Raw genomic sequence first — 26,837 nt, forward strand, 5'->3', positions numbered from 1 at the left:
CAATCCGTTCAATCAGCAGATGCGGGCTTGTCCGGCGCGCCCACGTGATTAAAACGGCGCCAATGCCCTTCTTCAAGAATCTCTCCGCCTATGACGACCGCTCCGCACGCCTTGCCGGCATTGCGCTGATGGTGCTGTCGATCTTCATGTTCTCGTTCGGCGACGCCATGGGCAAGTTCCTCGTCGGGACCTATTCAGTGGGGCAGCTCTTGTTCCTGCGCGCCTGCGCCGCGCTGCTGCTGCTGTCGCCGCTGGTCTGGCGGCAGCGCCACCAGTTCCTGCATCTGGAGCGGCCGCGCCTGCAGCTGTTTCGCGTCGTGCTGTCGACGCTGGAAGTGGCCGCTTTCTTCCTCGCGACGGTCTATCTGCCGCTCGCCGACGTCATCACCTATTATCTCGCGGGCCCCATCTTCGTCACCGCGATGTCGGCGATCTTTCTGGGCGAGAAGGTCGGCTGGCGGCGCTGGACGGCGATCCTGATCGGCTTCTGCGGCGTGCTGATCGCGTTGCGGCCGTCGGCCCAGACGGTCAGCCTGCCGGCGCTGATCGCGCTCGGCGGCAGTCTGTCGTTTGCGACCCTGATGCTGATCACGCGCAGCCTGCGCAAGACGCCCGATATCGTGATGGCGTCGTCGCAATTCATCGGCACGTTCTCGCTGGGTGCCGTGCTGTCGGCATTCCACTGGGTGCCGCCGACACCGGGCAGCCTCGCGATCTTCGCGCTGGCGGGGTGCGTCTCGGTGACGGCGCTGTTCTGCGTCAACCGCTCGCTCAAGCTGGCACCGGCGAGCGTCGTGGTGCCATATCAATATTCGATGATCGTCTGGGCCGTGATCTTCGGCTTCGTCGTGTTCGGCGACGTGCCGTCGATTGCCACCATCATCGGCGCCGCCATCATCATCGGCGCTGGGTTCTACATCTACTTGCGCGAACGCGATCTCGGCCGCCCGAGCAACGAGGTGAATCCGCCAGCGTAGCTGCAGCCACACCGTCGTCCCGGGGCGCGCGAAGCGCGAGCCCGGGACCCATACCCACAGGACGTCGTTTTGCGATAACTGGGAGTGGGAGCTTTGTCCCACACTTCTCCCTGGGGTTATGGGTCCCGGGCTCGCGACTTTGTCGCGCCGCGGGACGACAGCAGTGTATGTGGCCGCGCGCCCTACCGCATCCGTCGCGCACTGCTCCAGTTCTTCAGCGACGACCACACGCCGCGTGACAGGCGGAAGCAATCGACCGGCGTGGACGAGCCCAGCGCGAGGAAGCGATGCAGCTGGACGCCGCTCCACTGGAAGCCGCACTTCTCCAGCACGTTGCGCGAGGCCGGATTGGTGACGCGCGCACCCGCATAGAGATGATCGTCCTCGAACTCCTCGAAGAAGAAATCGATCGCGCCGCGCGCGGCCTCGGTGGCAAAGCCCTGGCCCCAATGCTCGACGCCGAGCCAGTAGCCGAGCTCGGCATTGTCGGGCGTGGAGCGGTCGATGCCGACCATGCCGACCGGCCCGGTGTCGTGCTCGATCAGGAACACGGTCTCGCTGCCGAGCGCGGCGGTGGCGCGGACGAATTCGACGGCGTCGTCCTGCGAATAGGGGTGTGGAAGGCGACGGGTGTTTTCCGCGACACGGCGGTCGTTGGCGAGGTGGGCGATGGTCCTGACGTCGGCGAGAGTCGGGCGCCGCAACGTCAGCCGCTCGGTGGCGACGACGCTCGGTCTCGCCTCCCGCAAGGTCACGCTCGAGAAATCCTGCAACATGTCCGGCTCCGTCAAAGTCACTAAGTGAAAAGTGAGCAAGTCAAACGAAAGGGGAGGCCGGTTTCCCTGCCTCCCCTGGAGCCGTCTTGTGGACTCCGCCGGTTCGGTCAAGGACCCGGCGGACTCCAAATTTGGTCCACCGTCTATTCAGCCGCCTCGGCGATCGGGAGTACCGATACGAATGTGCGGCCGTTGGCTTTGGCTTGGAACGTGACGCGACCCTCGATCTTGGCGAACAGAGTGTGGTCCGTGCCCATGCCGACATTAAGGCCGGGATGCCAGGTGGTGCCGCGCTGACGCGCAATGATGTTGCCGGGAATCACGACTTCGCCGCCGAACGCCTTGATGCCGAGGCGCTTGCCCTTCGAATCGCGACCGTTGCGCGATGATCCGCCTGCTTTTTTGTGAGCCATGGCTCGTCTCCAAAATCCTGCGTATTTCTAGATCAATTCCTTGACGGAATCATTTCACAATTTCTCACGCATCAATTCGTGATTGCGCGTGATCAAATTATGCGGCGGCTTCTTCGGTGGTCGCTTCCTTGGCGACCTTCTCCCGCTTCGGACGCGGGCCCTTGGTGGGCTTGGCGCCGTCTGTCAGGATCTCGGAGATACGGAGGACCGTGATCTCGTCGCGATAGCCGCGCTTGCGGCGCGAATTCTTGCGGCGGCGCTTCTTGAACGCGATGACCTTCGGCCCGCGCTTGTGGTCGAGCACCTCGACCGCAACGGACGCGCCTGCGACCGTCGGGACGCCCAGGACCGGCGTGTCACCGCCGAGCACCAGCACTTCATTCAGCTGTATGATCGAGCCGACTTCGCCTTCGATCTTGCCTACTTCGAGAACATCATCCGGCACGACGCGGTATTGCTTGCCGCCGGTTTTGATGACTGCGAACATCGTTTTTTCTCCGTGTTCAAATCCCGGCCTCGCGACGAGAATCGTCCGGGCCGGCTTTTTGTCAGTCGCTATGGGTTTATGCGCGTTTTGTGCGGGCGGGAGTTATCCCTTTGAAAACCCACGCAAAAACAAACAGCGCGAGAAACGCCCCGCGCCGGTTGCGGGACTTATAGCCGCCGGACGCGGAGAGTCAAGGAAAAGCGCCGAAAACCGAAGAGTTTAGGGCAATTCACCCGCAATCCAGGAGGTTACAGGGCCTGCGCATGGAGGATCTCGTGGCTCTCCCATCGGTCCCATTGGCTCATGCCCGCCCCCAGGGTGCGCTCGGCCATCAGCCGGCACGACAAGGACCCGGTCTGGTGATTGACGTCGATGCGGTTGATGGACAGGAAGATCCTCCCATCATTGGTCGGGACCTTTCCGACGGAACTTCCGCATCCCAAAACCGCGATCGGAGGTGGTCCCGGTATCGACGCAACGCGAGGGATATGCTTGTGCCCGTGAAGCACGGCGGCAAATCGACGCTGGCGGACGAAGTCCACGAAATCGGTGGCGTCCTCAAGCTGGTCGGTCTTCTCGAAAAATCGTCCCAGTATCCGCTCGTAGAACGGCCTTGCATACCAGGCGGGATTATCGACCGGGAGCGGATGATGATGGAGTACGCCAACCAGCGTGTGATCCCGCCAATCGCGCTTGTGGTCGATTTCGTTGCCAACGTCGGCAAATTGCTCCGGCCCAATCTTGCCCGCGGCCAGACGGCCGCCGGCCACTGAATTGAAGCAGACCAGACCAAGAGGCTGATCATCGAACCATCGCACGCGATTTGTCGGGAGCTTGATCGCGTTTCTCAGGTTTTCGCTCAGATAGCCATCTGTTCGGACGTCGTGGTTGCCCAAAACGAGGATCGGTGGTTCCTCCGTGAGGTTTTGCGCTGTGTCGAGGAACTGTCGCGCCGAATTGTAGTACTCGTCTTTGGGATCGTCGATCAGATCGCCGCTGATGACCAAAACGACCTTTTGCCCATTCGGTATCTCGTGGATTTGATTCCGCAACAGTTGTTGCAGGCGGGGCAAGCTCGTCGCTGCCTCGGTGCTTCCGATGTGAAGGTCGCTGATATGCAGCAGCGTCGTGGTTGATGCTGCAGTAGCTCTGGCCTCTGGAAATCTCCTGAAATATTCGGCCTCGAATGTCTTTAATCCGCGAAACCTGGAAATCTTGAGGTTGGACAACGCCCATCCCGCGCATTCGCGGACAGCAGCCGGCGTCTTGCCTGCAAAGGGCAGAAACACGGAATCCTTGTTGGGTCTCCAGAACAGCAGCCCGGGCCACCGCGTCATTGCGTTCAACGCAGTCTGAAATGGGGGGAAGACGTCCAGCAGCGCTTGCGGGTGATCGTCGAGATCCCGGGGCTGCATGATCAGGCCGTCGTCTTGCCACTTCACCTCATGGACGAGATCGTGAAGAAATTCTCGAGAGGCCAGAAAACGATCCAGCTCCACATTCTTCATCGATGGCACGATCATGCTGATCCAGGGATAGTGCGAAAGCAGTTGCTGCAGCGACTCGAGGAGTTGAAGGGGAATCTCCTGCCCGTAGGGAATCCGGCTCAATTGCTCACGTGCCGCCTCAGCGACCCGGCGCACCTTGTCCTCGTTGCCGCGAGAGGAGACAAAACGCTCCGGCAATTGGCTTAGGAACATTTCCAGCGATTCGTGCTCATCAGGCGCGGCACGCCGGGGAATGTGTCCGCCAGGCTGAAGCAGATGGGCCAACCAGTTGACGGTGGCCAGGTCGAAGGCGATTCCCATTCGATCCACCTCCCCCGCAATCTGAGGGTGAACAATATACCATGTATCCCCGGACGTGGCCAGAACTGTGCCATGGGCAACGCAACCAAACGGGTTCCCGTTTGTTGTCCCACTGGATTTTCGCGATCGGGCAGGGCTTTCATGGCAACGGACGAACTGGTCAAGACGACGACGGGCATCGCCGCCCACGGCGCGGCGCGGCTGCCGTCGGTGGATATCGACAGCTTCAACATCGAGATGAAGGACGAGGACGGTTTCCTCGGCGACCGCGCCAGCAAGGGCGCGTTTCGCGACATCCTCGAGCGCTGGCGCAAGCCGCTGCGCAAGTCCGGCGAGGACCCGTTCGGCAAGGAGCCATCGGATGAGATCAGCAAGAAGACGCTGGACGCCATCCTGATCGGCGATGACACCGAGGCCTGGGCCGTGGTGCATAGCGCCATCGAGGACTTTGCCCAGGAGCTCGCTTACGTCACCCGTCGCTTCCTCAAGAGCAAGGCCTGGGCCAAGACCGAGCGCATCGTCGTCGGCGGCGGCTTCCGCGATTCACGGCTCGGGGAGCTTGCGATCGCGCGCACCGGGATCATCCTCAAGGCCGAGGATTTCAAGATCGACATGGTGCCGATCCGCGCCCATCCCGATGAAGCCGGATTGATCGGCGCGTTGCATCTGGCGCCGTCCTGGATCTTCGAGGCCCATGACAGCATCCTCGCCGTCGACATCGGCGGCACCAACATCCGCTGCGGCCTGGTGGAGACCGGCTGGAAGAAGGCCAAGGACCTCTCGAAGGCCAAGGTCGTGAAATCCGAGCTGTGGCGTCATGCCGATGACGAGCCGACCCGCGAGGGTGCGGTGAAGCGGCTCATCAAGATGCTGAAGGGGCTGATCACCGAGGCTGAGAAAGACGGCTTCAAGCTCGCGCCCTTCATCGGCATCGCCTGTCCCGGCGTGATCAACGAGGACGGCTCGATCGAGAAGGGCGCCCAAAACCTGCCGGGCAATTGGGAGAGCAGCAAGTTCAACCTGCCGGCGAGCCTGATCGAGGGCATCCCCGAGATCGGCGAGCACGACACCGCGATCCTGATGCACAATGACGGCGTGGTTCAGGGCCTCTCCGAGGTGCCGTTCATGCAGGATGTCGCTCGCTGGGGCGTGCTCACCATCGGCACCGGGCTCGGCAATGCGCGCTTCACCAACCGCCGCAAGGAGAACGGCAACGGAAAAGACCGGGATTCTACTGAGAACGGCAAGAAAAAGAGTAAGGCGGACAAGGAGTAACCTTGACTGGTTAGGTTAAGGACCGGATTGCGTTGCGGCGCACAGGACACTCGCTAGGGTCGAATCGTCGCCTCACCCTGGCCGGCGAAGCCGCCCTTCCCAGCCAGTATTTCAATGAGCGGCACGGGACCGCCAGTGTTTACCGCGTCTGGCGGTCCCACCCCTGTCTTCAGCTCCAGCCGATCCGCTGAAAAAACGCCGCGATCTCCGCGGCCGCGCGATCCGGATCTTCCCGATGCGGGAAGTGGCCGACGCCCGGAAACATCGCAAGATCGAGATCGCCAAACGTCTCGCCGAGACGATCGGTCCAGGCATAGGGAAACAGCGGATCGTGCTCGGCCCAGCGCACGCGGGTCGGCACGTTGATCGGTGCCAGCTGCGGGGCTTCGCCCTTCATCATCGCAACCCGTCCGGCATGCGAGGCGCGATAATGCGCAAAGCCGCCGGCGAGGTTGCCTTCTCTGAAGAAATTGTCGGCGAAAGCGTCGAGAACATCGTCGAAGGCGCTCTTCCGATGCGCCCAACCCTTGAGGAAGTGACCGATATAGAGCCGGCAGCTCTCGCGGCTCGCGCCGACGAGCCGCTCGGCTATCTCCATCTGATGGAAAGACTGATACCAGATGTGGTTGAGTCGATCAGGCGCCGCCATGCGCGGCCCGATGCCGGGATAGACGAAGTCGAAGAAAAACAGCCCCGCGAGCCGCTCGGGCGCCTGCCGGGCCAAAGGCTGCATCACGGCGCCGCCGACATCGTGGCCGACCACGGCGAATCGCTCGATGCCGAGCCCGTCCATCAGCGCCAGCATGTCCGCCGTCCGGCCCAAAAGGCCCGTCCGGCTTGTCGCTGTCGCCGAAGCCGCGCAGATCGGGCGCGATCAGCATGAACCGGTCCGAAAGCCTTGATATCACCGGCTCCCAGGTCAGCCAGAATTCCGGCCAACCATGCAGCAAAAGCAGCGGTTTGCCTCGCCCAGCGCGGACCAGGTGGAAATCGGCGCCATTGGCGTTGATCGTCAGATGCTCCACGGCAGTTCCTCCCGGCGATGAGAGCGCTTTCGAGCGAAGTAGACCCGGTTCGCGTCAATAAAACGCGTCAAAACAAGAAGCTGGAGCCCCGTTCGGATTCATCGGACCGGAGACGGCTCCGGGGTGGGGGCTGAAAGAGGCAGCGGATTTTCCCCTTTCGCGCCTTGTCTGGCCCGCCATCCTCGCCTATTAACGCCCCCAACCACAGGGGCCCTGCTCCTTACTTGGCGCCTTCAGGAGAGGTGGCAGAGTGGTTGAATGCACCGCACTCGAAATGCGGCATAGGTGCAAGCCTATCGGGGGTTCGAATCCCTCCCTCTCCGCCATATCAAAACGGCTTTGAGAAAGCCCCGTCAAAGACAGCCTCTCTGCGTCGCGGCAGCCTCTGGTGTCGTCCCCGGGGGACCATAATCTGACACCGCACTTGCGACCGGCCGCAAAGCTTCTCCACAATGGCCCCCTAGCGAGGGCCCGGTCGAGGATCTGACGGATGACCGCCAAAATCGATCTCCTCACGCTGCAATTGTTCGTGGCGATCGTCGAGGAGCAGAGTATCGCGAAGGCGGCGGAGAAGAAGAACATCGCTGCGTCCGCGGTCAGCCGCCGCGTCTCGGATATCGAGGATTTGTTCCAGGTCGAGCTGCTGCATCGTCATTCGAAGGGGATCGAGCCGACACCGGCTGGCTTCGCCCTGCTCGAGCACGCCCGCATCATCCTGGGAAATTTGAGCAAGCTCGAGAGCGAGCTGACGGGATACCGGCAGGGCAAGCGCGGGCTGATCCGGATCTGTGCCAACAAGTCCGCGATCCTCGAAGCCCTGGCGGATGAGCTCAGCCTGTTCCTGGAGCGGCATCCGTTGGTCCACATCGACATCGAGGAGGATCTCAGCCCCGCGATCGTGCGCGCGGTGGTGGAGAACCGGGCCGACATCGGCATTTTCGGCGGCAACATCGACGGTCAGGATCTGGAGCTGCTGTCCTATCGCAGCGACAGCCTGGTCGCGCTGGTCACGCGCGACCACCCGCTGGCGGGCCGCAACAGCGTTCGCTTCCGCGAGCTGGTCGATTTCGATTTCGTCAGCCTGGAGAAGGGCAGTTCGATCGAGACGCTGTGTGTCCGGGCCGCCGCGGCTCTCGGGCAGCACCTCAAGGTGCGCATCCGCGTCAGCAGCTTCGATGCGCTGTTTCGCGTCGTCGATGCCAGGATGGGGGTTGGTGTCGTGCCGCTGGAGATCGTTCGCGACCGCTACGGCGTCGACAGTCTCGTCACCGTCCCGCTCGATGAGTCCTGGGCGCGACGCGACCTGGTCATCGGCGTGCGCGATTACAAGTCGTTGCCCTCGGTCACGAAGCTGCTGGTGGAGCATTTGCGGACCCATGATGATGCGCGTCTCACCACAGGCGGTGTCTCCGACCGGCTGACGGTCGTGCGCGGCAGAAGCTAGCATCGCTCGTGCGAGAGGCCAGCCATCGCCGGCCGCGATGGCACCCTGCTCAACCGTCACTGCACATTTCCGCGACGGACTTCTATCCTGCTTCTCAAGCTCGCTGCCGGTCGGCATGATCGGCGGCAACACGGCACATCAGATGCCGAACAGGGGAGGACGGATCGTGGACACGCGTGGCCGCACGCTGCTGGCCAAAATCTGGGACCAGCATGTCATCGCCCATGTCAGCGATGACACCGATCTGCTTCACGTGGATCGCCATCTGCTGCATGACCTCGGCGGCTCCAGCGGCCTGATCAATCTCAAAAGCCGCAACATTCCGGTCCACAATCCCGAACTGACCTTCGCCACGCCGGATCATGCGATTTCGACGGCGTCCGGGCGTGCCGGCACGATCAAGACCGGGTGGGAGCTGTTGGCGGCGTTGCGGACCGAGACATCCGCCAGCGGCATCCGGCTGTTCGACCTCGACCAGCCGGGGCAGGGCATCGTCCATGTCATCGGGCCGGAGCTCGGGCTCAGCCTGCCCGGCTGCCTGATCGTTTGCGGCGACAGCCACACCTGCACCCATGGTGGGCTCGGCGCGCTCGCCTTCGGCATCGGCTCCAGCGAGCTCACGCATGTGCTGGCGACCCAGACCATCATCCAGCGCCGGCCGAAAACCATGCGCGTGACATTCGACGGCCGGCTGCCGTTCGGCGTGACGGCGAAGGATCTCATCCTCGCCTTGATCGGCCATGTCGGCGCCGCCGGCGGCACCGGCTATGCCGTCGAATATGCCGGCAGTGCCATCAGGGACATGCCGATCGAAGGGCGGCTCACCATCTGCAATCTGTCGGTCGAGCTCGGCGCCAAGATGGGGCTGATCGCCCCGGACGACACGACGTTCGAATATATCCGCGGCCGTCCCTACGCGCCGCAAGGCGAGATGTGGGAGCGCGCCGTCGCGGCCTGGCGGACGCTACAGAGCGACAGCGACGCAATGTTCGATTGCGAGGTGTCGATCGATGTCGGGGCCATCATCCCCCAGATCACCTGGGGCACCAGTCCCGAACACGTCCTCGGTGTCGATGGCCGCATTCCGGATCCCGCTGATATCGCCGATCCCGCGCGCCGCGGCGCGATCGAGATCGCGCTCGACTATATGGGCCTGAAGCCGGGCGCGCCGATCGCCGGCACGCCGGTGGATTGGGTCTTCATCGGCTCCTGCACCAACAGCCGTCTCAGTGATCTGCGCGCCGCAGCCGAAATCGCGCGCGGCCGCAAGGTTGCGCCGGGCGTGCGGGCCTGGGTCGTGCCGGGTTCCGAGACCGTCAGGCGCGATGCAATGGCCGAAGGGCTCGACAAGATCTTCATCGACGCGGGCTTTGAATGGCGCGAGCCCGGATGCTCGATGTGCCTTGCCGCAAACGGTGAAACCGTGCCGCCCGGCCAGCGCTCGGTGTCGACGTCGAACCGGAATTTCATCGGCCGCCAAGGGCCGCGTGCCCGCACCCATCTGGCGAGTCCGGCCATGGCCGTGGCGGCGGCGGTTTCCGGTGCCATCGCCGACGTCCGAACCATGGAGCGCTAGATGCCCCAAGCCTTCACCAAGCTCACCGCGACCGCAGCGCCGATCATGCGCACCAATGTCGATACGGACGTCATCATCAGCATCAACCGCATGATCGGAAATTCCGTCCGCGGCAGTCTCGGAAAGTGGGCGTTCGGTTCGCTCCGCTATTTGCCTGATGGCTCGGACAATCCGGAGTTCATCCTCAATCGCGAGCCTTATCGCGCCGCGGAGATCCTGGTCACGGGTCCGAATTTCGGCTGCGGCTCGTCGCGGGAGGCGGCGGTGTGGTCGCTGCAGGAAATGGGCATCCGCGCCATCATCGGATCCGGCTTCGGCGACATCTTCTTCGCCAATTGCTTCCAGAACGGCATCCTGCCTGTCATGCTGGACAAGGCCGTCATCGACGGCCTCGCCGCGGAGATCGAAGCGAGCCAGGGCGCGGGACGTGTCAGTGTCGACCTGCAGGAGCAGACGGTCACCTCGCCATCGGGCGTGCGGCACGTCTTCGAGATCGATCCGCGCCGGCGTGCGGGTCTGCTCGAAGGCTTAGATGAGATTTCGCTGACGTTGCGGCGCGACCACGAGATCCGCGCATTCCAGGCCTGCGACCGCGACGCGCGGCCGTGGATTCACTTTGCAGGACATCAGGCAGGACAATTGGCATGAACACGCTCTCGAACATGATCAAGGTCGCCGTGGTCGGCGGTGAAGGCATCGGTCCCGAGGTGACCGACCAGTCCCACCGTATTCTCAAATGGTTTTCGGCGAGGCGCAGCATTCCCGTGGCGCTGCGCGAAGCGCAATACGGTCTCATCCCGTATCTGGCGACGGGCAAGGTGCTGCCGGACGACACCATCGAGGCGATGGAGGAGGCCGACGCTATACTCTGGGGCGCGACGGGTGGTCCTGAAACCACTGAGGTCCCTCCGGCGGCACGCAAGGCGGGAAGCCTGCTGTCGCTGCGCAGCAAGTACGACCTCTATGCCAATCTCCGGCCCATCGTCGCCAATCCGGCGCTGGCGGACTCCGCGCCGCTCAAGGCCTCGGTGTTAAAGGATGTCGACTTCATCATCATCCGCGAGCTCACCAGCGGTATCTATTTCGGCGAACCGCGCGGCATCGAAACGCTGCCCGATGGCCAGCGCCGCGGTTTCAACACCCAGCAATACACCACCAGCCAGATTCGCCGGGTGGCGCGAACCGCGTTCGAACTGGCGCGGACCCGCAAAGGCCGGGTCTGCTCCGTCGACAAGGCCAACGTGCTGGAAACCAGCGTGCTGTGGCGCGAGGAAGTCACCGCACTGCATGAGGCGGAATTCTCCGATGTCGAGCTGACCCACCTCTATGTCGACAACGCCGCCATGCAGATCGTGCGGGCGCCGTCGCAGTTCGACGTTATGGTGACCTGCAATATCTTCGGCGACATTCTCTCCGATTGCGCCGCCATGGCGTCGGGCTCGCTGGGCATGCTGCCGTCGGTCTCGCTCGGGCCGCCGGACCGGCTGGGCCGCCGCAAGGCGCTCTACGAACCGGTCCACGGCAGCGCGCCTGACATTGCGGGCAAGGGCATCGCCAATCCGCTCGGCTCGATCCTCAGCGTCGCGATGATGTTGCGCATCACCCTCAATCGGCCCGATGATGCCGTGCTGCTGGAGAAGGCCGTGGATACGGCCCTGGCTGCCGGCGCGAGAACGGCCGATATCGCCGAACCTGGCGCAAAAAGACTTTCGACCCAGGAGATGGGCGATGCGGTTCTGAACGCGCTCGACAAGGTGGTCGGCAAGGAGAGGGAGCACGCGTGATGAGGACTCGGGTCACCAGACGGGCCGCGTTGACGATCGTCGCCGGCGCCGGTGCGTCCATGGCGGCAGGGCGGGCATGGGCGGATACCCCGTCGGGCCGCGTGATCTATCCGGTGGCCATTCCGGTCTATCAGTCTCAATTCGTCGCCGACCGGGCCGGATTCTTCAAGGAGGCCGGCCTCGACTGCAAGCTGATCCAGGGCGGCAGCGGGGTGAAGACGCGCGAGATCATTGCGTCGTCCCAGGGCGATATCGGTATCGGCGACATCACCCACCCGATGCAGCTCAGCAATCACGGCCGCAGCGCGCGGGTCCTGATGCCGGTCGATACCCGCAGCAACGCCGCGATCTTCATCATCCGCAAGGATCTGTTCGATCAGGGCATCACCAGCCTGGAGGCGCTGGCGAAGTGGAAGCGGCCCGATGGACGAAAGCCGATCGTCTCGGTGTCGTCGCTGGGCGGCACCAACCACGTCTGGGCGTCCTATTACATGGAAACCATGGGACTGGACGACAAGGTGACCTGGATCGGCACCGGCAATGTCGACACCATGATGGGCACGTTGAAGACGAAACAGGTCGATGTTCTCATCAACTCGCCATCGATCCTGAAGGATTCGGTCGAGCAGGGCTGGGGCGCGTTGTTGTTCGATGGAACGGACGAGGCGGTCTGGGCCAAGTACATCGGCGGCAAGGTCCCGGTGACGTCTCATTTCACGCTGCAGGCGACCATCGACAAGGACCCGCAGAAGATGCAGGCGTTCGTCACGGCGCTGTGGCGCGCCACCCTGTGGATCAAGGGGCACTCTCCCGAAGAGATCTACGATATGATCGAGCCTTACGTCGGAAGCACGTCGCGCGATGCGAATATTTTCGACAGCGGCGTCATGAAGAAGGTCACCGATTACGAAGGCATCATCGATGCCGCCAGCTTCGCGCGCGGTCAGAAGGTCTGGTTTCGTGAAATGACCGGCATCAAGCCGCTCGCGATGGCCGACGTTGTCAACACCAGCTTCATCGAAGCGGCACGCAAGGCCTATCCGGCTTGACGATCCAGGCTATACACACGCCGCACGTCGATGCGCCGCCTGAGACGCGGCGCATCGACGTGCGCGGTTTGTGCAAGACTTTCCAGCTGGCGGGTACGGCCATCGAGGCCGTGCGCGACGTCTCCTTCAATGTCCGGCGCGGCGAATTCGTCGCCCTGCTGGGGCCATCCGGCTCGGGCAAGAGCACCGTCCTCAACATGATCGCAACCCTGGTCAAGCCGACCAGCGGGCAGATCCTGATTGATGGTACTCCCGTCGTCCCAGGACAGGCGACGCCCAATGTCGGCTATGTGTTCCAGCGCGATACCCTGTTTCCCTGGCGCACCGTCGCCGACAACATCGGTTACGGCCTCGAACTGGCGGGTGTCCCGGCGGCGGAGCGAAAGGATCGTGTCCGTGCCTGCCTGGCGCAAGCCGGGCTGCAGGATTTCGACAATGCCTATCCCTCGGCGCTGTCGGGCGGCATGCGCCAGCGCGCCGCCTTGATGCGAACGCTGGTCGTCGAGCCGCAGGTTCTGCTGATGGACGAGCCGTTCGGTGCGCTCGACACCCACACCAAGATCGACATGCACGACGTGCTGCTTCGCATCTGGGAACGCGAGCAGCAGACCGTGCTGTTCGTGACCCATGATCTCGGCGAGGCCCTGACGCTGGCGGACCGCATCATTCTGTTTTCCGCGCGGCCGGGCCGGATCAAGGAGAGTTTCGAGGTGGATTTCGCCCGCCCGCGCAATGCGGTGAAGATCCGGGAGACGCCGCGTTATGCCGAGCTGTTTCAGCTGATCTGGCACTCGCTCGGCGAGGAATTCATCAAGGGCCGCAAGCCATGAGGCGAGCGCGCCGCCCCGGCAGAACGTTGGCTTGGCAGATGTTGATCTGCGTCGGCTTCCTGTCGATCTGGCAGTGGGGGTACGATCTGCACGGCCGCCTTCCCTGGCTGGTGCCGGATCTGCTCGACCCCTATTTCGTGTCCAAGCCGTCCGACATCTTCGAGCACTTCCTGATCCTGAGCTGCCTCAAGTCCAAGCTCGGCGTGTTCAACGGCTGGTTCAATGGTGAATTCGCCCGCTGCATGGCGCGATCCGAGAACAATCTCTGGATCGCGACCGCCGTCACCCTGAAGAACACGTTCTTCGGGTTCGTGACCGGTGTCAGCAGCGGCTTTGCCGCGGGCCTCGTGCTGGGCCGTTCGGACCGGCTCAGCGCGATCTTCCAGCCGTTCATCACGGCGGTGAACTCGATCCCCCGCATCGCGCTGGCGCCGATCATCGTGCTGGCCTTCGGCATCGGCGATACCTCGAAGATCGTCACGTCGTGGATCGTGGTCGTCTTCCTCGTGTTCTTCAATACGTTCGAAGGGGCGCGCTCGATCGACGAGGGTTTTGTCAACGCGGCGCGGCTGCTCGGCGCCAGCGAGTGGCAGATCACCCGCACGGTGGTCATCCCCTCGACCATGGCCTGGGTCTTCGCCTCGCTGACGCCTGCGATCTCCTTCGCCCTGATCGGCGTGATCGTCGGCGAGTTCATTGGTGCGGAACGGGGAATCGGGCGCCTGATCATCGAATCCGAGGCACGCGCGGAGGCATCGGGAATGATGGTCGCCGTCGTCGTGCTGATGCTGGTCGGCGTCGCGCTGTCCGCGTTGATCTGGCGATTGCAGGCCTATCTGCTGCGCTGGCAGCAGCATAATCTCGCGGAGTAGCCCGAGCAGCGGCCTGCGGATTACGACCCCGCCAACACCGTCCGAGCCGTCGTCACAAACGCCTGCGCCGCCGGCGACAGCGTCCGTCCCTGACGCTGCAGCAGCGACACCGGGCGGGTGATCGCCGGGCGTATCAGCGGTCTTGCGATCAGCGTCGGGAATTGATCGGCCGGCAGCATCGTCGCGGGGAGGATGGCGAGGCCGAGGCCTTGGGCTGTCATGGCGAGCGCGGTGTTGATCAGCGTGACCTCATAGGTTGGAGAAAGGTGCTTGCCCTGCGCGCCGAGGGCCTGGTCGATCTGCATGCGGATTCGCGTCTCGCGCCGCATCGCGATGGTCGGAAGCTGCGCCAGTTCGTCCCATGTCAGCGCGCGCCGCGCGGCGAAGTCGGCGGTGCGACGGCCGATCGCGCTCAGCCGGCCGCGGGTCAGCGTCTCGATCGTCATCTCCGCGAACTCACCCTCGACGCTGCCGATCGCGAACTCGGCATCGGTTGCGATCAGGCGCGGAACGAGGTCGTCGGCGGCGACGTCACGCATGTCGATGTCGATCTCGGGATGGCCTGCGCGGAATTTCGCGAGAACCTGCGGCAGCAGTGCCGAAGCGGCGCCCGCCGACGCGACGAACGCGACGCGGCCGGCGCGCGCCTGCGCGAGGTCATGCATGCGCCGTGACAGGCCCAGCGCATCGCTCAGCATGCGTTCGGCGGCGTGAAAGGCCTCGTCGGCGGCCAGCGTCGGCTGCACTGAACGCGTGGAGCGATCGAACAGCTTCACGCCGAGCTGCACTTCGAGCTGCTGGATCAGGAGGCTCGCCGCCGATTGCGTGATGCCCAGCTCGCGCGCGGCCCGCGTGATGCTGCGCGTGCGATACACGCCAGTGAAGGCCCGCAATTGTCGCAAGGTGACATTCATCGGAAAAGCTCATGAATTGATGAGTTCTTTCCGACTTATCGCATAAGAGGCCTTGCAATAAAATGCATGCTGCGCGGGCAACGAATCCGCGATGATGCGAGGGGATGGAAACGAGCATGAGGACACAGGTGCTGGTCGTGGGCGCCGGGCCCGTGGGATTGACTGCGGCCATGGATCTGGCCTCGCGCGGGATCGACGTCGTCGTCGCGGAGATCCGCCATGCCGGCGATCCGCCCAGCGTCAAATGCAATCACGTCTCGGCGCGATCGATGGAAATCTTCCGCCGGCTGGGCGTCGCCGCAAAGCTGCGCGACGCGGGCCTGCCCGCGGACTTCCCGAACGATTGCTCCTATCGGACCACGGCGACCGGCATCGAGCTCTGCCGTATCGACATTCCCTCGCGCGCGCGCCGCTACAGCGCCACCGGCGGCCCCGACACCTGGTGGCCGACGCCGGAGCCGCCGCACCGGATCAACCAGGTCTATCTCGAGCCGATCCTGTTCGGCCACGCTGCCGCTCAGCCGCGCATCACCATTTTGGCGCGCACGGAAATCACCGATATCGAGCAGGACGACGATCGTGTGGTCGCGCTGGGTCGCGACCTCGACAGTGGAAACGCGCTCCGCATCGAAGCCGACTTCGTGATCGGGTGCGACGGCAGCCGCTCCCTCGTCCGCAAATCGATCGGCGCCAGCCTGTCCGGCACGCCGGTGATCCAGCGCGTGCAATCGACCTTCATCGAGGCGCCGCAACTGAAGGAGTTGATGGGCGCGCACAGGTCGGCCTGGATGGTGCTCTCGCTCAACCCGCGACGTTCCGGCACCACCGTTGCGATCGACGGCCACGACCGCTGGCTGATCCATAATCATCTGAGGCCCGACGAGCCTGAGTTCGACTCGGTCGATCGCGACTGGTCGATCCGCGCCATCCTCGGCGTCGACGAGCGGTTCGAGTACAAAATCCTCAGCAAGGAGGATTGGGTCGGGCGCCGGCTGGTGGCCGATCGCTTCCGCGACCGCAAGGTCTTCATCTGCGGCGACGCCGCGCATCTGTGGATGCCCTATGCGGGCTACGGAATGAATGCGGGCATTGCTGATGCCGTCGACCTCTGCTGGCAATTGGCGGCGCATCTGAACGGCTGGGCACCGGCTTCGATCCTCGATGCCTATGAGGCGGAGCGCCAGCCCATCACCGACCAGGTGTCGCGCTTTGCCATGGATCACGCGATGAAGATGATGGCGCAGCGCGGCGGCGTGTCCGCGGAGATCGAGGATGACACGCCGCGCGGCCACGCGGCGCGCGCTTCGCTTGCGAGAGCGGCCTACGATCTCAACGTGCAGCAATATTGCTGCGCAGGCCTCAACTTCGGCTACTATTACGATGCCTCGCCGATCATCGCCTATGACGGCGAAACCCCGCCGGCCTACGCGATGGGGAGCTTTACGCCCTCCACCGTGCCGGGCGCCCGGGCGCCGCATGTCTTCCTGCGCGACGGACGATCGCTCTACGATGCCTTCGGATCGGGTTATACGTTGCTGCGGCTTGACTCGGCGATCGATGTGGCGCGGCTGCTCTCTGCCGCAGAACAGCGCGGCATGCCGCTCGCGCTGGTCGACATCGCGCCGGACGAGGCGAACGGGGCCTATGCCGAGAAGCTCGTGTTGGCACGACCCGACCAGCACATCGCCTGGCGCGGGCAGGCCGCGCCCGAAAATCCGCAAGGCCTGCTGGCGCGCATCACTGGTGCCGCGGCGTGATCGAATAGCAGGCTGCCTGCCAACGGCACGGCAGCCTGGTCGAGCCTACAAACAAGAATACGTAATGGGGGAGGAGAAATTGTTTCACGTTGCAAGGCGCCGCATTCTGGCCGTCCTGACGGCCGCGACTTTTGCCGTGCTGCCGCTGGAAGCCGGCCGCGCGGCCTATCCGGAGCAATTGATCAAGATCATCGTGACCTTCCCGCCCGGCGGCAGCGCCGACACCGTCATCCGTGCGCTCGAGCCGCTGGTCACCGCCGAGCTCAAGCAGAGCCTGGTGATCGAGAACCGCGCCGGGGCAGGGGGCAATATCGGCATGGCCGCGGTGGCCCAGGCCAGGCCCGACGGCTACACGCTCGGCGTTGCGCCGGCGGGCGCGCTGACGGTGAACCCGCACCTCAATTCGTCGATGCCGTTCGACCCAAAGGATCTCGCGCCGATCACGCTGCTGGCGGAAATTCCCTTTGTGCTGGTCGCGTCCGCGAACGTGCCCGCGCACAATGCAGCAGAGACGATCGCGCTCGCCAAGGCGAAGCCGGGCGCGCTGTCGATCGGGCATGGCGGCAATTCGACCGCGATGCATCTGACGGCCGCGCTGTTCACGCAGAAGGCGGGGATCAGCATGGAGCTCGTTCCGTATCGCGGGACGGCGCCGGCAGCGGTTGATGTCCTTGCGGGACATGTCCCCTTCGCGGTGCTGGATATCCCCGCATCGAGGCAATTGATCCTCGAAGGCAAGCTCAACGCCGTCGGCGTTTCGTCGGCGCGCCGGCTTCCATCCTTGCCCGATGTGCCGACGCTTGCCGAGAGTGGCATCGCGGGCTTCGAATCCGTGGGCTGGTTCGGGCTCGTTGCTCCCTCAGGCACACCCGCGGACGTCATCAGCAGGCTGAACGAGGCTTTCACAAAAGCCCTGAAAGACCCGGTGGTGGCCGAGAAGATCCGGACCCTCGGCGCAGAGCCCGCGCCGACCTCGCCGGAGCAGTTCGGCCGCTTCATTCAGAGCGAGAGCACGAAATGGGGCAAGCTCATCAGCGAGGCCGGCATCAAGGCGAACTAGGCCGTGTACCTATAAACCCGGCGCGACATGTGACTGGTGGCTTCGTCCGCTTTGCTCCTATAACCGAAACCACCATGATCGCGGCGTGCTAATCGAACCTCGTGGTGCCAAACGGAGGCCGTATGAGTCAGTTGAGGTCCATGCACCCACCCATCGAGCCCTATAGCGCTGGCACCCTCGACGTTGGAGAAGGTCACCGGGTTTATTACGAACGGGTGGGGACGCCGGGCGCGAAGCCGGCGGTCTTCCTGCACGGCGGACCGGGCGGAGGTTTGTCTCCTGAACATAGGCGTCTGTTTGATCCCAATCGATATGATGTCATGCTCTTCGATCAGCGAGGATGTGGGCAATCAACTCCGTATGCGGGGCTCGAAGCGAATACGACTTGGCATTTGGTATCGGACATCGAGCGCTTGCGTGAACTTGCAGGCGTCGACAAATGGCTCGTGTTCGGTGGCTCGTGGGGATCGACTCTCGCGTTAGCTTATGCAGAAACGCATCCCGACCGCGTCAGCGAGCTTGTTCTCCGTGGCGTCTACACCGTCACCAAGGCGGAGCTGCAATGGTACTATCAGTTCGGCGTCTCAGAGATCTTTCCGGAGAAGTGGGAAAAGTTCCAGGCACCGATACCCCTGAGCGAGCGAGGCGACATGATTGCGGCGTATCGCAGCCGGCTGACGGGCGACGATCGAGCCACCCAGCTCGAGGCAGCCAAGGCTTGGGCTATTTGGGAGGGCGAAACGATCACGCTGCTGCCTAATCCAGCATTCTCGACATCGTTTGGCGACGACCAATTTGCGCTCGCGTTTGCGCGATTGGAGAACCACTATTTCGTTCACGATTGCTGGCTGGAGGATGGGCAACTTCTGCGCAACGCTCACCGCCTCCGCGGTATCCCGGGAGCCATTGTTCACGGCCGCTACGACATGCCCTGTCCAGCCCGATATGCGTACGCGCTGCATAGGGCGTGGCCTGATGCCGCATTCCATCTGGTCGAGGGTGCAGGTCATGCCTGGTCGGAGCCAGGTATCCTCGATCAACTGGTGCGCGCCACCGATCGCTTCGCGACAGCACTATGAAGAGGGCAACGACGAAGTCGGAATAAATCCGGGCGCAGAAGAGGAGAATCATCCGTTGGTGGCGGGCTGGTCTCTGGGGCCGCATCATCGACACGCTGGGTGCTTGCTACTCCACGTAAGAAGAGCGTCTGCGACACGTCGATTGTCCGCGTGCATCAGCACTGAGCGCTTCTTCAACAGGATCAAGTAATGCCGTCGGGTGGCGACGCGTTATGACAAGCTTGCCGCCAACTATCTCGCCTTCGTCCAACTCGCTTCAATCAGGCTATGGCTCGGCGCTAATGAGTCCACGTCCTAGGCCTTCCTCTCCGCCGATCAAGCTTGCTTTTTCTGACGGAGCCGTGACGGCCAACCGATCCTGACCAGGGTCTCGTCCGGGTCCGACAGCGCAAACTCGTACATTCCCCACAGCGTGTCCTCCGGCCCCTGTCCGTTGGCCAGCTCGCCCGAAAACTCTCGCGCGAGTTCGTCGACGGCCTCGGTGTAGAGATAGAGGCCGAACGGGTTGCGGCCTCTGATCAGCCAGCCTTCGACGGCATCGGTGAGATGGAGATGGCCGCCCTTTCCATCGGAGAGGATGCGATAGCTGTCCTCACCGTCCTCCGGCTTGTCGCTGTCCGCGCGCGTAAAACCGAGCCGGGCGTAGAATTTCTCCGAGGCGTCGAGGTCGTTGCAGGGAAGGATGGACGTCAGTGCGTGAGTTGGCGTCATGCGAATCCTTTTGCGGTAGAGTGTCGATACTTGGGGACGGAAGGTTCAAAGTCGTCACGGCCCGCCGTCCCGACCAGCTTGCGTCCTTTTGAAGACGACCTTATAACCTCGCGGAGGTGCCGAAGGGGCGCCTTCCCGCACAAGAGGCTCTCACCCTTCGAGAGGTTGTCCGTTTTCTTCCGGCGATACGATCCTTCGATCGGCATCCGGGAAGGCTAACGATGACGAGCTCTTTGTTCGGCAATAGCGGGAGTGTCGGACGCCTCATTGGGGTTGTCATGAACACCGTATTCTCGTCGGGCGCTGCGATGCTCGAATTCCCAAGCACGTGCGATGAATTGTTGCGTGAAATCAAAATTCGCGCGCGGTTACGCTTGAATGATCTGACCAATGAATCGCCGGATGTCATATTCTACGCACGCTGGATATCGAGGCGGCGACGCTGGGCGTGGCCCGAGAAATGGAAGTTCCCGCGCTCGGGAACGCGCAGACCATCGGGACTGCATTGCAGTCGACCAAAGTACAGCTCGTGATCCTGGACGGCCTGAACCATGAAGCCGAACTGAGTGCGGTCGATCTCGTCCTGCCTCGAGTTCGTCAGTTTCTGCATGGCGGGTCATCATCATGACGGCCGGTGACTTACTCGGTTCGACCGTGAACGCGAAGCCGCTGTCGCGCGGGGGCGCGCGCCCGGCGCCCCCGCGACCAGAGCGGTGACGGGTTGAACCTGCTACCGTCGCGGCCCGACCAACAGCATCCCGCCAGCCGGCAGGGAGCGAGGTGTTTCACGACGATGTTCGACAAAACCTACCGGCAGCGCCTCGAGGCTGATCTTGCGCAATGGGAAGCCGACGGCGTGATCGCGCCGGCGACGGCCACCTCCATCCGCAGCGCGCTGCCGCCGCTCTCGCCCGGCATCAACATCGCCGTCGTCGTTGCCATCGTCGGCGGTCTCTTGATCGCAGCCGCCTTCCTCGCCTTCGTCGCGGCGCACTGGACGGAGATCGCGCGGCTGCTGCGGTTCGCGATCCTGATCGCCGGCATGGTCGTCGCCGGCGGCCTCGGGGCGTGGTTTGCCGCGACGGGCCGCAATGTTCTCGCCGATCTCTGTGCGAGCATCGGTGCGATCATCTTCGGCGCGGGCATCGCGCTGGTCGGCCAGATGTATCATCTCGGCGAGGATTTCGCCGGCGGCATGCTGCTGTGGTCGATCGGAGCATTTGCCGCCGCCCTGCTGACCGGATCGCGCGGCGCGCTTGCGGTCGCCCTCGTCGCGGCCTGCATCTGGACCTGCATGCGCAACTATGATGCGCCTGATGTCCTGCATCTTCCGTTCGTGGCGGTCTGGCTGATCGCCGCCGCGCTCGCGCTTGCATGGAATTCCCGCGTGGCGGCCCATCTCGTCGCGGTCGCGCTGCTTCCGTGGTGGATCGCGACATCGCTCCGCTTCGAACTCGACGGTGCCCAGCCGTCGTTCGTGCTCGCGAACGGCGCCGCCCTGCTGTTCGGCGCCGGACTCGCAATCGCCGCTGTGCCGACGCCGAGGGCGCTGCGCCTCGGAACGGTCCTGTCGATCTACAGAGCGTTTTCGCTGGCCGCCGTCGCTTGCCTGGAGGTGACAACGGTCGACGACATCATCCGCTTCCGGAACAGCACGGTGCCGGCCCAGCCGCTTTGGGCGATCCTGTGCGGGGCCGCGGGCGTGATCCTCGCGCTTGCGTCCGCCGGGATCACCAGGCGTGCGGGTGAAATCCTTGCGGCATGTTCGATCGGGCTGGTCCTGCTCGCGGCGCCGATCTGGCCGGCATCCACGGCCGGCGAGCCCTGGTTCGCCTATGCCGCGCTGCTCTGCGCCATGCTGTGCCTTGTTGTCTCCGGTGTGCTCGATGATGTGCGTCCGCGGATCGTTGCCGGCTGGCTCGGGATTGCCGGCGTCATCGCGGGCATCACCTGGGCGGTGAAGGGCTCGCTGCTGCGCCGATCGGCCTTCCTTGCCGCGGCCGGTGTGATTGCCGTGGTATTTGCCACCGCGCTCAATCGCGCGCTGCCGAGGGCCCAGCGATGATGGAGTTGACCGCGTTCGTGACAAAACTCTGGCAACGCATCCCGAAAGCCGTGCTGTTCGGTGTCGCCGTCCTGCTTCAATGCGTGCTGCTGGTGCTGATGGTCGCCGATCGAATGCAGATCCTGCGCGAAGGCCGTGAGGTGACGTTGCAGACGCAGCCGGTCGATCCCCGCGATCTCCTGCGCGGCGACTATGTCGTGCTCCGCTACGACATCTCGCAACTGCCGGCGGGCACGCTCGCCGGCCAGCCGGCGGCCGAGCGCAAGCCCGCCGTGTTCGTCAAGCTCGCGCCGAATGCCAATGGTCTCTACGAGGCCGTCTCGGTGCATGCCGAGCCCGTCACGGTCACGGCTCCCGAAGTGCTGATCCGCGGCCGCGTCTCCTATTACGGCGGAACCTGCGGCTCGGGACCGCGCGTCTTCTGCGAGAAACTGGCGATCAAATACGGTCTCGAAAGCTATTTCGTGCCCGAAGGCGAGGGCAAGAAGCTCGAGCAGGCCCGCAACCAGCAGAAACTCCGGGTCGTCGCCGCCGTACTCCCCTCAGGCCGCGCCGCCATCAAGCGGCTGCTGCTCGACGGCGAGCCGGTCTATGAGGAGCCGTTATACTAGGCGCTGATCATTTGGCCTTCAGCGCCAGCCGCAGCACGTCCCACATTCGCGGATCGCTCATATGCGCCACGTTGAAGCGCAGGAAGTCCGATGCCGTTTGCGACACGCTGAAGACGTTGCCCGGCGCGAGCACCACATCCTCCTCGAGCGCGGCGCGCGCAACGGCGGTGGCATCCTGTCCACCCGCGAGGCGGCACCAGAGGAAGAAGCCGCCGCGCGGCATCAGCCAGGGCTCGATGCCCAGCGCCTGAAGTTTTCGCGCGACGTCGCGGCGCGTCCGCGTGAGCTTTTGCCTGAGCTCGTCCATGTGCTTGCGATAGCTGCCGCCGGCCAGGACCTTGGCGATGATCTCGGTCGCCACCGGGCTCGGGCCGCCAAAACTGGTCGCGACCTGGAGGTCGACGAGGTGCTCGATCCAGTCGGCCCGCCCTGCGATGTAGCCGCAGCGCACCGAGGCCGACAACGTCTTGGAGAAGCTGCCGATGCGGATCACGCGGTTCAATCCGTCGAGCGCGGCAAGGCGCGGCGAGCGCTCCGGCTCGAAGTCGCCGAAGATGTCGTCCTCGACGATGGTGAGGTCGTGCGTCGCGGCCGCAGTCAGAAGCCGGTGCGCGGTCTGGAGCGAGATCGTCGCGCCGGTCGGATTGTGCAGCGCTGAATTGGTGATGTAGAGCCGCGGCCGCTCAGTCGCGAGGATCTGCTCGAAGCGCGCGACATCGGGGCCCGACGGCGTGTAGGGCACGCTGACGATCTTCGCCTGATGCGCCCGCAGCAGCGCGCGAAAATTGAAGTAGCAGGGATCGTCGACCAGCACGGTGTCACCGGGACGGAGCAGGAAGCGGCAGATCAGGTCGGTCGCCTGCGTGCCTGAACCGGTCAACATCAACTGGTTGATCGATGCCTCGATCGCGTCTTCGGCGAGGCGCGCGAGCAGTAGCCGGCGCAGGGCAGGAGAGCCGCTCGTGCTGCCGTAATTGGTCAAAACGCTCGCGTCGGTGCGGGCAAGCGCACGGGTGGCGCGGCGCAAGGCCGCCTCCGGCATCCACTCCGGCGGCAGCCAGCCGCAGCCGGGTTTTGGCACGGCATCGTCCGTGTCGAGCGATTGCCGCGACACCCAGAACGGGTCCACGGCCCGGTCGCGGCGGGGCTCGACTTCGGTCAGCGCCAGCGGCGGGGTGACGGCCGATGAGACATAGAAGCCCGAGCCGCGACGGGCGCGGATCAGGCCGTCGGCGGCCAGCCGATCATACGCTTCGACGACGGTGGACGGCGAAACACCCATTGTCGCGGCAAGGCTGCGAATCGACGGCAGGCGGTCGCCGGTACCGAGTGCGCGGGTCGCGACCTTGGCGCGGATCGCGCCCATCACGTCGCTGGTCCGCGTCCCGCCCCGTCCCTTCGTTTGCGCCTCGCCGCCCAAGGTGTATTACCTTCCATATCCATACAGTTTTGCCGGATTGTACTGGATTGTCGCTGGTCTCGCCACCGGCGACGGTCGATGATCGTGACCCAAAAGGCGAGACGGACATGCAATCTGCAGGCAGTGGCTGGGGCAACGGGCTTCTCGGCGTCATCATCTTCAGCGGCTCGTTGCCGGCGACGCGCGTGGCGGTCGGTGGTTTCTCCGCGCTGTTCCTGACGTCCGCCCGCGCGGTCATCGCGGCCCTGATCGGTGTGGCCGTGCTCTTCCTGCTCCGCCAGGCGCGGCCGCAGCGGAAGGATCTCGTCTCGCTCGCCATCGTCTCCATCGGCGTCGTAGTCGGCTTCCCCCTGCTGACAGCGCTCGCGCTCCAGCACATCACCTCCGCGCATTCGATCGTCTTCATCGGGCTCTTGCCGCTGTCGACGGCGATCTTCGCGGTGCTGCGCGGTGGCGAGCGACCGCAGCCGCTGTTCTGGCTGTTCGCTGTCCTCGGCAGCACCACGGTGGCAGGCTTTGCTTTGTCCAACGACGGCTCGGCATCAGTCACCGGCGATCTCCTGATGGTCGCGGCCATCGTGCTGTGCGGGCTCGGCTATGCCGAAGGCGCCGCGCTGTCGCGCCGCCTCGGCGGCTGGCAGGTGATCTCCTGGGCGCTGCTGCTCGCGCTGCCGCTGATGGTGCCGGTCGCGATCCTGACATGGCCGCCGACGTGGAGCGGCGTCGGCGTGCCCGCCTGGATCGGGCTCGCCTACGTCTCGGTCTTCAGCATGTTCGTCGGCTTCATCTTCTGGTACCGGGGCCTTGCGGTCGGCGGCATTGCCCGCGTCGGTCAGTTGCAGCAGCTCCAGCCGTTCTTCGGTCTCGCGCTCGCCGGCTTCCTGCTGCACGAGCCGGTCGCATGGAGCATGATCGCCGCGACCGCACTCGTGGTCGTCTGCGTCTTCTTCGCGCGGCGATATGCCTGAGGCGGTGATCGCAGTTCCCGACCAGGGTCTGAAGTTGATGACCTTGATCGAACGCGCTTCCATCTGGTCATTGGCTCGCGACCACACCTTGGCGCGGTCGTTATGCGACTGCCAACGTTGATCTAGATCAACGTCTGTTCTTGCACGCAGTGCCGCACTGGATGGGAGAGTTATCTCCCCGGTGCATCGCGTGCCCTGTTTCGCGATCACAGTGACAGCATCCGCCTGGCTGGTCTGCTCGTTTCGCTGATGGGACGGTGATCGGCATCCTCACGCGACTGACAGAAATCCGCAGAAAGCAAGGGAAGGAGCACGTCATGCGACACGGAACCAAATTTTGGCTAGCCGGCGCCGTTATTGCCTGCGCAGCCATGGGCTCGGTGCAGTGGTCGGAGGAGGATGGTCTTTCATTCTCGGTTCAGAGCGCACAGGCCCGCGTAGGGCGACCAGCGACCCCAGTGAGTGTCGCCGGCGTCGCGCGGCGAACGACGCGCCGCGCCGTAGTCGGTGGAGCGGCCGTAGGCGCCGCTGTCGCGGCACCAACGTGCGCCCGCGTGCTGGTCAATGGCGCCTGGGTCTGTCGCTAGGAAAGCTCTGTCCTTCATGGGGTGATCGCAGCGACCGCGCTCGTGGTCGTGTGCGTCTTCTTCTTCGCGCGGCGGTTGGCGTGAGGCCTGTGCCTCACGCCTGCCCCATCACCGTCCGCGTCAGCGCGCTCCGGGCAAACTTCTTCAGCGGCATCGGCTTGCCGAACAGAAAACCCTGTACGAGGTCGAAGCCGAGCTCGTTGGCGGCGACGAGGTCGGCGCGGCTCTCGACGCCTTCGGCCACAGTGCGCGCGCCGTAGCCGTGGGCGAGCTCGACGATGTGACGGCACACCGTGCGCTTCAGCCGATCGCTGCCGCTGCCGGTGACGAAGTGCCGGTCGGCCTTCAGCTTGATGAAGGGAATCTTGTCCAGATCCATCAGTGACGGCCAGTTGGCGCCGAGATTGTCGATCGACAGGCCGATATTATGCAGGCGCACCTCGCGGGCGACCTCGACGAGGAATTCGAGATCGCGGATCGCCTCCTCGCTGTCGATCTCGATCGTCAGCCCGCCGAAGGCCGGATGCGTCGGCATGCGGCGGCAGAGATCGCGCACCGCCTGCGGCTCCTTCAGATATGACGTCGGCAGGTTGATCGAGAGATCGACCGGGCTCTGCTGCTCCAGGAGATAGTGCCAGTCCTGCAAGGCGCGCTCGATCACGAACTCCGAGAGTTCGCGCAAATGCGGATCGTGCTCTTCGGGGATGAAGTAGGCGGGCGGCACTACGCCCCAGGTCGGATGCCGCATCCGCACCAGCGCCTCGGCGCCGCTGCGGACCAAGGTGCGCGCGTCGATCTTGGGCTGGTACCAGAGCTCGAGCCAGCCGGCGTGAAGGGCCTCGCCGACATAGACGGCCGGGCTCGGCGCCGGCTCGTCCGGCAGCAGCATCGCGACGCGCTCGCGCAGCGTCTCCGCGGCAAACGGCGTGGTCAGTGGCGGCAGCATCGCGAGGCCATACTCCTCGCCGACCTGCTGCACGGCCCTGACGATGATGGACTCGCGGGCGCCGACGGCGAGAACCTTGCCGTCGAAGGCCTCGCGCACCAGCGTCTCCAGAAACGTGCCGGGCTCGATGCCGTCGGCGGCGATGCCGAGCAGGATCAGGTCCGGCAACTCGCGGGTCAGCACGGTCTGCAGCTCGTCCGCGCTGGCGCATTCGCTGGTGACGAAACCAAGATCCTCCAGCACCTCGGCGAGGAATGCGCGCAGATGGCGCTTGCCGTCGGCGACGCATGCGCGCGGCGTTACCTTTCGCCGTCCGAAGGTTTTGGGCCTCCGTCCGGCGAGCTCAACAAGTTCATCGTTCATCGCAAACCACTCCCGTTCCGCGACAGGTGTTAGCGATGGG

24 protein-coding genes, 1 tRNA gene and 2 pseudogenes are annotated in these 26,837 nt (G+C 64.2%); 17 read left to right on the plus strand and 10 right to left on the minus strand.

Features of this window, described 5'->3' with window-relative positions:
- The first annotated feature begins 62 nt into the window (after positions 1–62).
- The gene (locus tag AB7290_RS02260; RefSeq protein WP_041960617.1) at positions 63–977 is read left to right on the plus strand and encodes a DMT family transporter; all 915 of its coding nucleotides are present in this window, start codon (positions 63–65) and stop codon (positions 975–977) included.
- 182 nt (positions 978–1,159) lie between these two features.
- Here AB7290_RS02260 and AB7290_RS02265 read toward each other — a convergent pair whose 3' ends face one another.
- The 4 genes from AB7290_RS02265 to AB7290_RS02280 all read right to left on the minus strand — a co-directional run bounded on the left by AB7290_RS02265 (position 1,160) and on the right by AB7290_RS02280 (position 4,461).
- Positions 1,160–1,753: a GNAT family N-acetyltransferase gene (locus AB7290_RS02265; RefSeq protein ID WP_028149983.1), complete on the minus strand. Its 594-nt coding sequence runs from the start codon at positions 1,751–1,753 to the stop codon at positions 1,160–1,162.
- A 143-nt stretch (positions 1,754–1,896) separates the two neighbouring features.
- The gene (gene rpmA / locus AB7290_RS02270; protein WP_011083253.1) at positions 1,897–2,166 is read right to left on the minus strand and encodes a 50S ribosomal protein L27; all 270 of its coding nucleotides are present in this window, start codon (positions 2,164–2,166) and stop codon (positions 1,897–1,899) included.
- A gap of 97 nt (positions 2,167–2,263) precedes the next feature.
- On the minus strand, positions 2,264–2,653 hold the full coding sequence (gene rplU, locus AB7290_RS02275; RefSeq protein ID WP_063980440.1) for a 50S ribosomal protein L21: 390 nt from the start codon (positions 2,651–2,653) through the stop codon (positions 2,264–2,266).
- Between the two features lie 248 nt (positions 2,654–2,901).
- On the minus strand, positions 2,902–4,461 hold the full coding sequence (locus AB7290_RS02280) for a metallophosphoesterase family protein (RefSeq protein WP_441253349.1): 1,560 nt from the start codon (positions 4,459–4,461) through the stop codon (positions 2,902–2,904).
- A gap of 141 nt (positions 4,462–4,602) precedes the next feature.
- Between AB7290_RS02280 and AB7290_RS02285 the strand changes: the two genes are divergently transcribed.
- Entirely contained in the window at positions 4,603–5,736 is a 1,134-nt protein-coding gene (locus tag AB7290_RS02285; RefSeq protein WP_441253350.1) for an ROK family protein, read from the plus strand.
- 169 nt (positions 5,737–5,905) lie between these two features.
- Here AB7290_RS02285 and AB7290_RS02290 read toward each other — a convergent pair.
- Positions 5,906–6,761 (minus strand): annotated as a pseudogene (locus AB7290_RS02290) (alpha/beta fold hydrolase).
- Between the two features lie 236 nt (positions 6,762–6,997).
- On the opposite strand from AB7290_RS02290, the gene AB7290_RS02295 reads away from it, so the two are divergent.
- From AB7290_RS02295 to AB7290_RS02330, 8 genes are all read left to right on the plus strand, one after another.
- A tRNA-Ser gene (locus AB7290_RS02295) sits at positions 6,998–7,087 on the plus strand.
- 164 nt (positions 7,088–7,251) lie between these two features.
- Positions 7,252–8,205, plus strand: coding sequence for a LysR family transcriptional regulator (locus AB7290_RS02300; protein WP_085399696.1), 954 nt, complete (start codon positions 7,252–7,254; stop codon positions 8,203–8,205).
- Positions 8,206–8,347: 142 nt separating this feature from the next.
- Positions 8,348–9,781 (plus strand): 3-isopropylmalate dehydratase large subunit, encoded by a 1,434-nt coding sequence (leuC, locus tag AB7290_RS02305; protein ID WP_434057388.1) that lies wholly within the window; start codon positions 8,348–8,350, stop codon positions 9,779–9,781.
- Positions 9,782–10,429 carry a 3-isopropylmalate dehydratase small subunit gene (gene leuD / locus AB7290_RS02310; RefSeq protein ID WP_085399695.1) on the plus strand — a complete coding sequence of 216 codons (648 nt, stop codon included), beginning with the start codon at positions 9,782–9,784 and terminating at the stop codon, positions 10,427–10,429.
- A complete protein-coding gene (leuB, locus tag AB7290_RS02315) occupies positions 10,426–11,565 on the plus strand; it encodes a 3-isopropylmalate dehydrogenase (RefSeq protein WP_085399694.1) in 1,140 nt (379 codons plus the stop codon). The genes leuD and leuB overlap by 4 nt, the downstream gene beginning before the upstream one ends.
- Positions 11,565–12,614, plus strand: a complete 1,050-nt coding sequence (locus tag AB7290_RS02320) for an ABC transporter substrate-binding protein (protein WP_085399693.1) — start codon at positions 11,565–11,567, stop codon at positions 12,612–12,614. Before leuB ends, AB7290_RS02320 begins: the two co-directional genes overlap by 1 nt.
- Complete coding sequence (locus AB7290_RS02325; RefSeq protein WP_085399692.1) at positions 12,611–13,444, plus strand: ABC transporter ATP-binding protein; 834 nt, start codon at positions 12,611–12,613, stop codon at positions 13,442–13,444. The genes AB7290_RS02320 and AB7290_RS02325 overlap by 4 nt, the downstream gene beginning before the upstream one ends.
- The gene (locus tag AB7290_RS02330; RefSeq protein ID WP_028158517.1) at positions 13,441–14,316 is read left to right on the plus strand and encodes an ABC transporter permease; all 876 of its coding nucleotides are present in this window, start codon (positions 13,441–13,443) and stop codon (positions 14,314–14,316) included. The genes AB7290_RS02325 and AB7290_RS02330 overlap by 4 nt, the downstream gene beginning before the upstream one ends.
- A 20-nt stretch (positions 14,317–14,336) precedes the next feature.
- Here AB7290_RS02330 and AB7290_RS02335 read toward each other — a convergent pair whose 3' ends face one another.
- Positions 14,337–15,230, minus strand: a complete 894-nt coding sequence (locus AB7290_RS02335; protein WP_085399691.1) for a LysR family transcriptional regulator — start codon at positions 15,228–15,230, stop codon at positions 14,337–14,339.
- A gap of 116 nt (positions 15,231–15,346) precedes the next feature.
- On the opposite strand from AB7290_RS02335, the gene AB7290_RS02340 reads away from it, so the two are divergent.
- The 4 genes and pseudogenes from AB7290_RS02340 to AB7290_RS02355 all read left to right on the plus strand — a co-directional run.
- The gene (locus AB7290_RS02340) at positions 15,347–16,987 is read left to right on the plus strand and encodes an FAD-dependent oxidoreductase (RefSeq protein ID WP_085399715.1); all 1,641 of its coding nucleotides are present in this window, start codon (positions 15,347–15,349) and stop codon (positions 16,985–16,987) included.
- A 79-nt stretch (positions 16,988–17,066) separates the two neighbouring features.
- The gene (locus AB7290_RS02345; RefSeq protein WP_167768302.1) at positions 17,067–18,047 is read left to right on the plus strand and encodes a Bug family tripartite tricarboxylate transporter substrate binding protein; all 981 of its coding nucleotides are present in this window, start codon (positions 17,067–17,069) and stop codon (positions 18,045–18,047) included.
- Positions 18,048–18,169: 122 nt separating this feature from the next.
- Positions 18,170–19,126, plus strand: coding sequence for a prolyl aminopeptidase (gene pip, locus AB7290_RS02350; RefSeq protein WP_085399690.1), 957 nt, complete (start codon positions 18,170–18,172; stop codon positions 19,124–19,126).
- A gap of 163 nt (positions 19,127–19,289) precedes the next feature.
- A pseudogene (locus AB7290_RS02355) lies at positions 19,290–19,424 on the plus strand (IS5/IS1182 family transposase); the annotation flags it as partial.
- A 17-nt stretch (positions 19,425–19,441) separates the two neighbouring features.
- Here the strand turns inward: AB7290_RS02355 and AB7290_RS02360 are convergent.
- Both AB7290_RS02360 and AB7290_RS02365 read right to left on the minus strand, forming a co-directional pair.
- Positions 19,442–19,837: a VOC family protein gene (locus AB7290_RS02360; RefSeq protein ID WP_135217107.1), complete on the minus strand. Its 396-nt coding sequence runs from the start codon at positions 19,835–19,837 to the stop codon at positions 19,442–19,444.
- 412 nt (positions 19,838–20,249) lie between these two features.
- Positions 20,250–20,447, minus strand: coding sequence for a hypothetical protein (locus tag AB7290_RS02365; protein WP_085399688.1), 198 nt, complete (start codon positions 20,445–20,447; stop codon positions 20,250–20,252).
- 183 nt (positions 20,448–20,630) lie between these two features.
- Here AB7290_RS02365 and AB7290_RS02370 point away from each other — a divergent pair, with 183 nt between their 5' ends.
- Positions 20,631–21,902: a DUF2157 domain-containing protein gene (locus AB7290_RS02370; protein ID WP_085399687.1), complete on the plus strand. Its 1,272-nt coding sequence runs from the start codon at positions 20,631–20,633 to the stop codon at positions 21,900–21,902.
- Positions 21,899–22,513 (plus strand): GDYXXLXY domain-containing protein, encoded by a 615-nt coding sequence (locus AB7290_RS02375; protein WP_085399686.1) that lies wholly within the window; start codon positions 21,899–21,901, stop codon positions 22,511–22,513. The genes AB7290_RS02370 and AB7290_RS02375 overlap by 4 nt, the downstream gene beginning before the upstream one ends.
- Positions 22,514–22,520: 7 nt before the next feature.
- Here AB7290_RS02375 and AB7290_RS02380 read toward each other — a convergent pair whose 3' ends face one another.
- A complete protein-coding gene (locus AB7290_RS02380; RefSeq protein WP_244623496.1) occupies positions 22,521–23,879 on the minus strand; it encodes an aminotransferase-like domain-containing protein in 1,359 nt (452 codons plus the stop codon).
- Between the two features lie 161 nt (positions 23,880–24,040).
- On the opposite strand from AB7290_RS02380, the gene AB7290_RS02385 reads away from it, so the two are divergent.
- Positions 24,041–24,901 carry a DMT family transporter gene (locus AB7290_RS02385; protein WP_085399713.1) on the plus strand — a complete coding sequence of 287 codons (861 nt, stop codon included), beginning with the start codon at positions 24,041–24,043 and terminating at the stop codon, positions 24,899–24,901.
- 681 nt (positions 24,902–25,582) lie between these two features.
- Here AB7290_RS02385 and AB7290_RS02390 read toward each other — a convergent pair.
- Entirely contained in the window at positions 25,583–26,797 is a 1,215-nt protein-coding gene (locus tag AB7290_RS02390; RefSeq protein WP_085399684.1) for an EAL domain-containing response regulator, read from the minus strand.
- Positions 26,798–26,837: the final 40 nt, after the last annotated feature.

The organism is Bradyrhizobium sp. 613_E4_N2_2 (assembly GCF_052075995.1).
Lineage (GTDB): Bacteria > Pseudomonadota > Alphaproteobacteria > Rhizobiales > Xanthobacteraceae > Bradyrhizobium > Bradyrhizobium barranii.

What these genes read in the sequence shown, in the direction of transcription:
- AB7290_RS02260 (WP_041960617.1), top strand. Translation starts at nt 63, where the DNA reads ATGCCCTTCTTCAAGAATCTCTCCGCCTATGACGACCGCTCCGCACGC.
- AB7290_RS02265 (WP_028149983.1), bottom strand. Translation starts at nt 1,753, where the DNA reads ATGTTGCAGGATTTCTCGAGCGTGACCTTGCGGGAGGCGAGACCGAGC.
- rpmA (WP_011083253.1), bottom strand. Translation starts at nt 2,166, where the DNA reads ATGGCTCACAAAAAAGCAGGCGGATCATCGCGCAACGGTCGCGATTCG.
- rplU (WP_063980440.1), bottom strand. Translation starts at nt 2,653, where the DNA reads ATGTTCGCAGTCATCAAAACCGGCGGCAAGCAATACCGCGTCGTGCCG.
- AB7290_RS02280 (WP_441253349.1), bottom strand. Translation starts at nt 4,461, where the DNA reads ATGGGAATCGCCTTCGACCTGGCCACCGTCAACTGGTTGGCCCATCTG.
- AB7290_RS02285 (WP_441253350.1), top strand. Translation starts at nt 4,603, where the DNA reads ATGGCAACGGACGAACTGGTCAAGACGACGACGGGCATCGCCGCCCAC.
- AB7290_RS02300 (WP_085399696.1), top strand. Translation starts at nt 7,252, where the DNA reads ATGACCGCCAAAATCGATCTCCTCACGCTGCAATTGTTCGTGGCGATC.
- leuC (WP_434057388.1), top strand. Translation starts at nt 8,348, where the DNA reads ATGCCGAACAGGGGAGGACGGATCGTGGACACGCGTGGCCGCACGCTG.
- leuD (WP_085399695.1), top strand. Translation starts at nt 9,782, where the DNA reads ATGCCCCAAGCCTTCACCAAGCTCACCGCGACCGCAGCGCCGATCATG.
- leuB (WP_085399694.1), top strand. Translation starts at nt 10,426, where the DNA reads ATGAACACGCTCTCGAACATGATCAAGGTCGCCGTGGTCGGCGGTGAA.
- AB7290_RS02320 (WP_085399693.1), top strand. Translation starts at nt 11,565, where the DNA reads ATGAGGACTCGGGTCACCAGACGGGCCGCGTTGACGATCGTCGCCGGC.
- AB7290_RS02330 (WP_028158517.1), top strand. Translation starts at nt 13,441, where the DNA reads ATGAGGCGAGCGCGCCGCCCCGGCAGAACGTTGGCTTGGCAGATGTTG.
- AB7290_RS02335 (WP_085399691.1), bottom strand. Translation starts at nt 15,230, where the DNA reads ATGAATGTCACCTTGCGACAATTGCGGGCCTTCACTGGCGTGTATCGC.
- AB7290_RS02340 (WP_085399715.1), top strand. Translation starts at nt 15,347, where the DNA reads ATGAGGACACAGGTGCTGGTCGTGGGCGCCGGGCCCGTGGGATTGACT.
- pip (WP_085399690.1), top strand. Translation starts at nt 18,170, where the DNA reads ATGAGTCAGTTGAGGTCCATGCACCCACCCATCGAGCCCTATAGCGCT.
- AB7290_RS02360 (WP_135217107.1), bottom strand. Translation starts at nt 19,837, where the DNA reads ATGACGCCAACTCACGCACTGACGTCCATCCTTCCCTGCAACGACCTC.
- AB7290_RS02365 (WP_085399688.1), bottom strand. Translation starts at nt 20,447, where the DNA reads ATGCAGAAACTGACGAACTCGAGGCAGGACGAGATCGACCGCACTCAG.
- AB7290_RS02370 (WP_085399687.1), top strand. Translation starts at nt 20,631, where the DNA reads ATGTTCGACAAAACCTACCGGCAGCGCCTCGAGGCTGATCTTGCGCAA.
- AB7290_RS02375 (WP_085399686.1), top strand. Translation starts at nt 21,899, where the DNA reads ATGATGGAGTTGACCGCGTTCGTGACAAAACTCTGGCAACGCATCCCG.
- AB7290_RS02380 (WP_244623496.1), bottom strand. Translation starts at nt 23,879, where the DNA reads ATGGGCGCGATCCGCGCCAAGGTCGCGACCCGCGCACTCGGTACCGGC.
- AB7290_RS02385 (WP_085399713.1), top strand. Translation starts at nt 24,041, where the DNA reads ATGCAATCTGCAGGCAGTGGCTGGGGCAACGGGCTTCTCGGCGTCATC.
- AB7290_RS02390 (WP_085399684.1), bottom strand. Translation starts at nt 26,797, where the DNA reads ATGAACGATGAACTTGTTGAGCTCGCCGGACGGAGGCCCAAAACCTTC.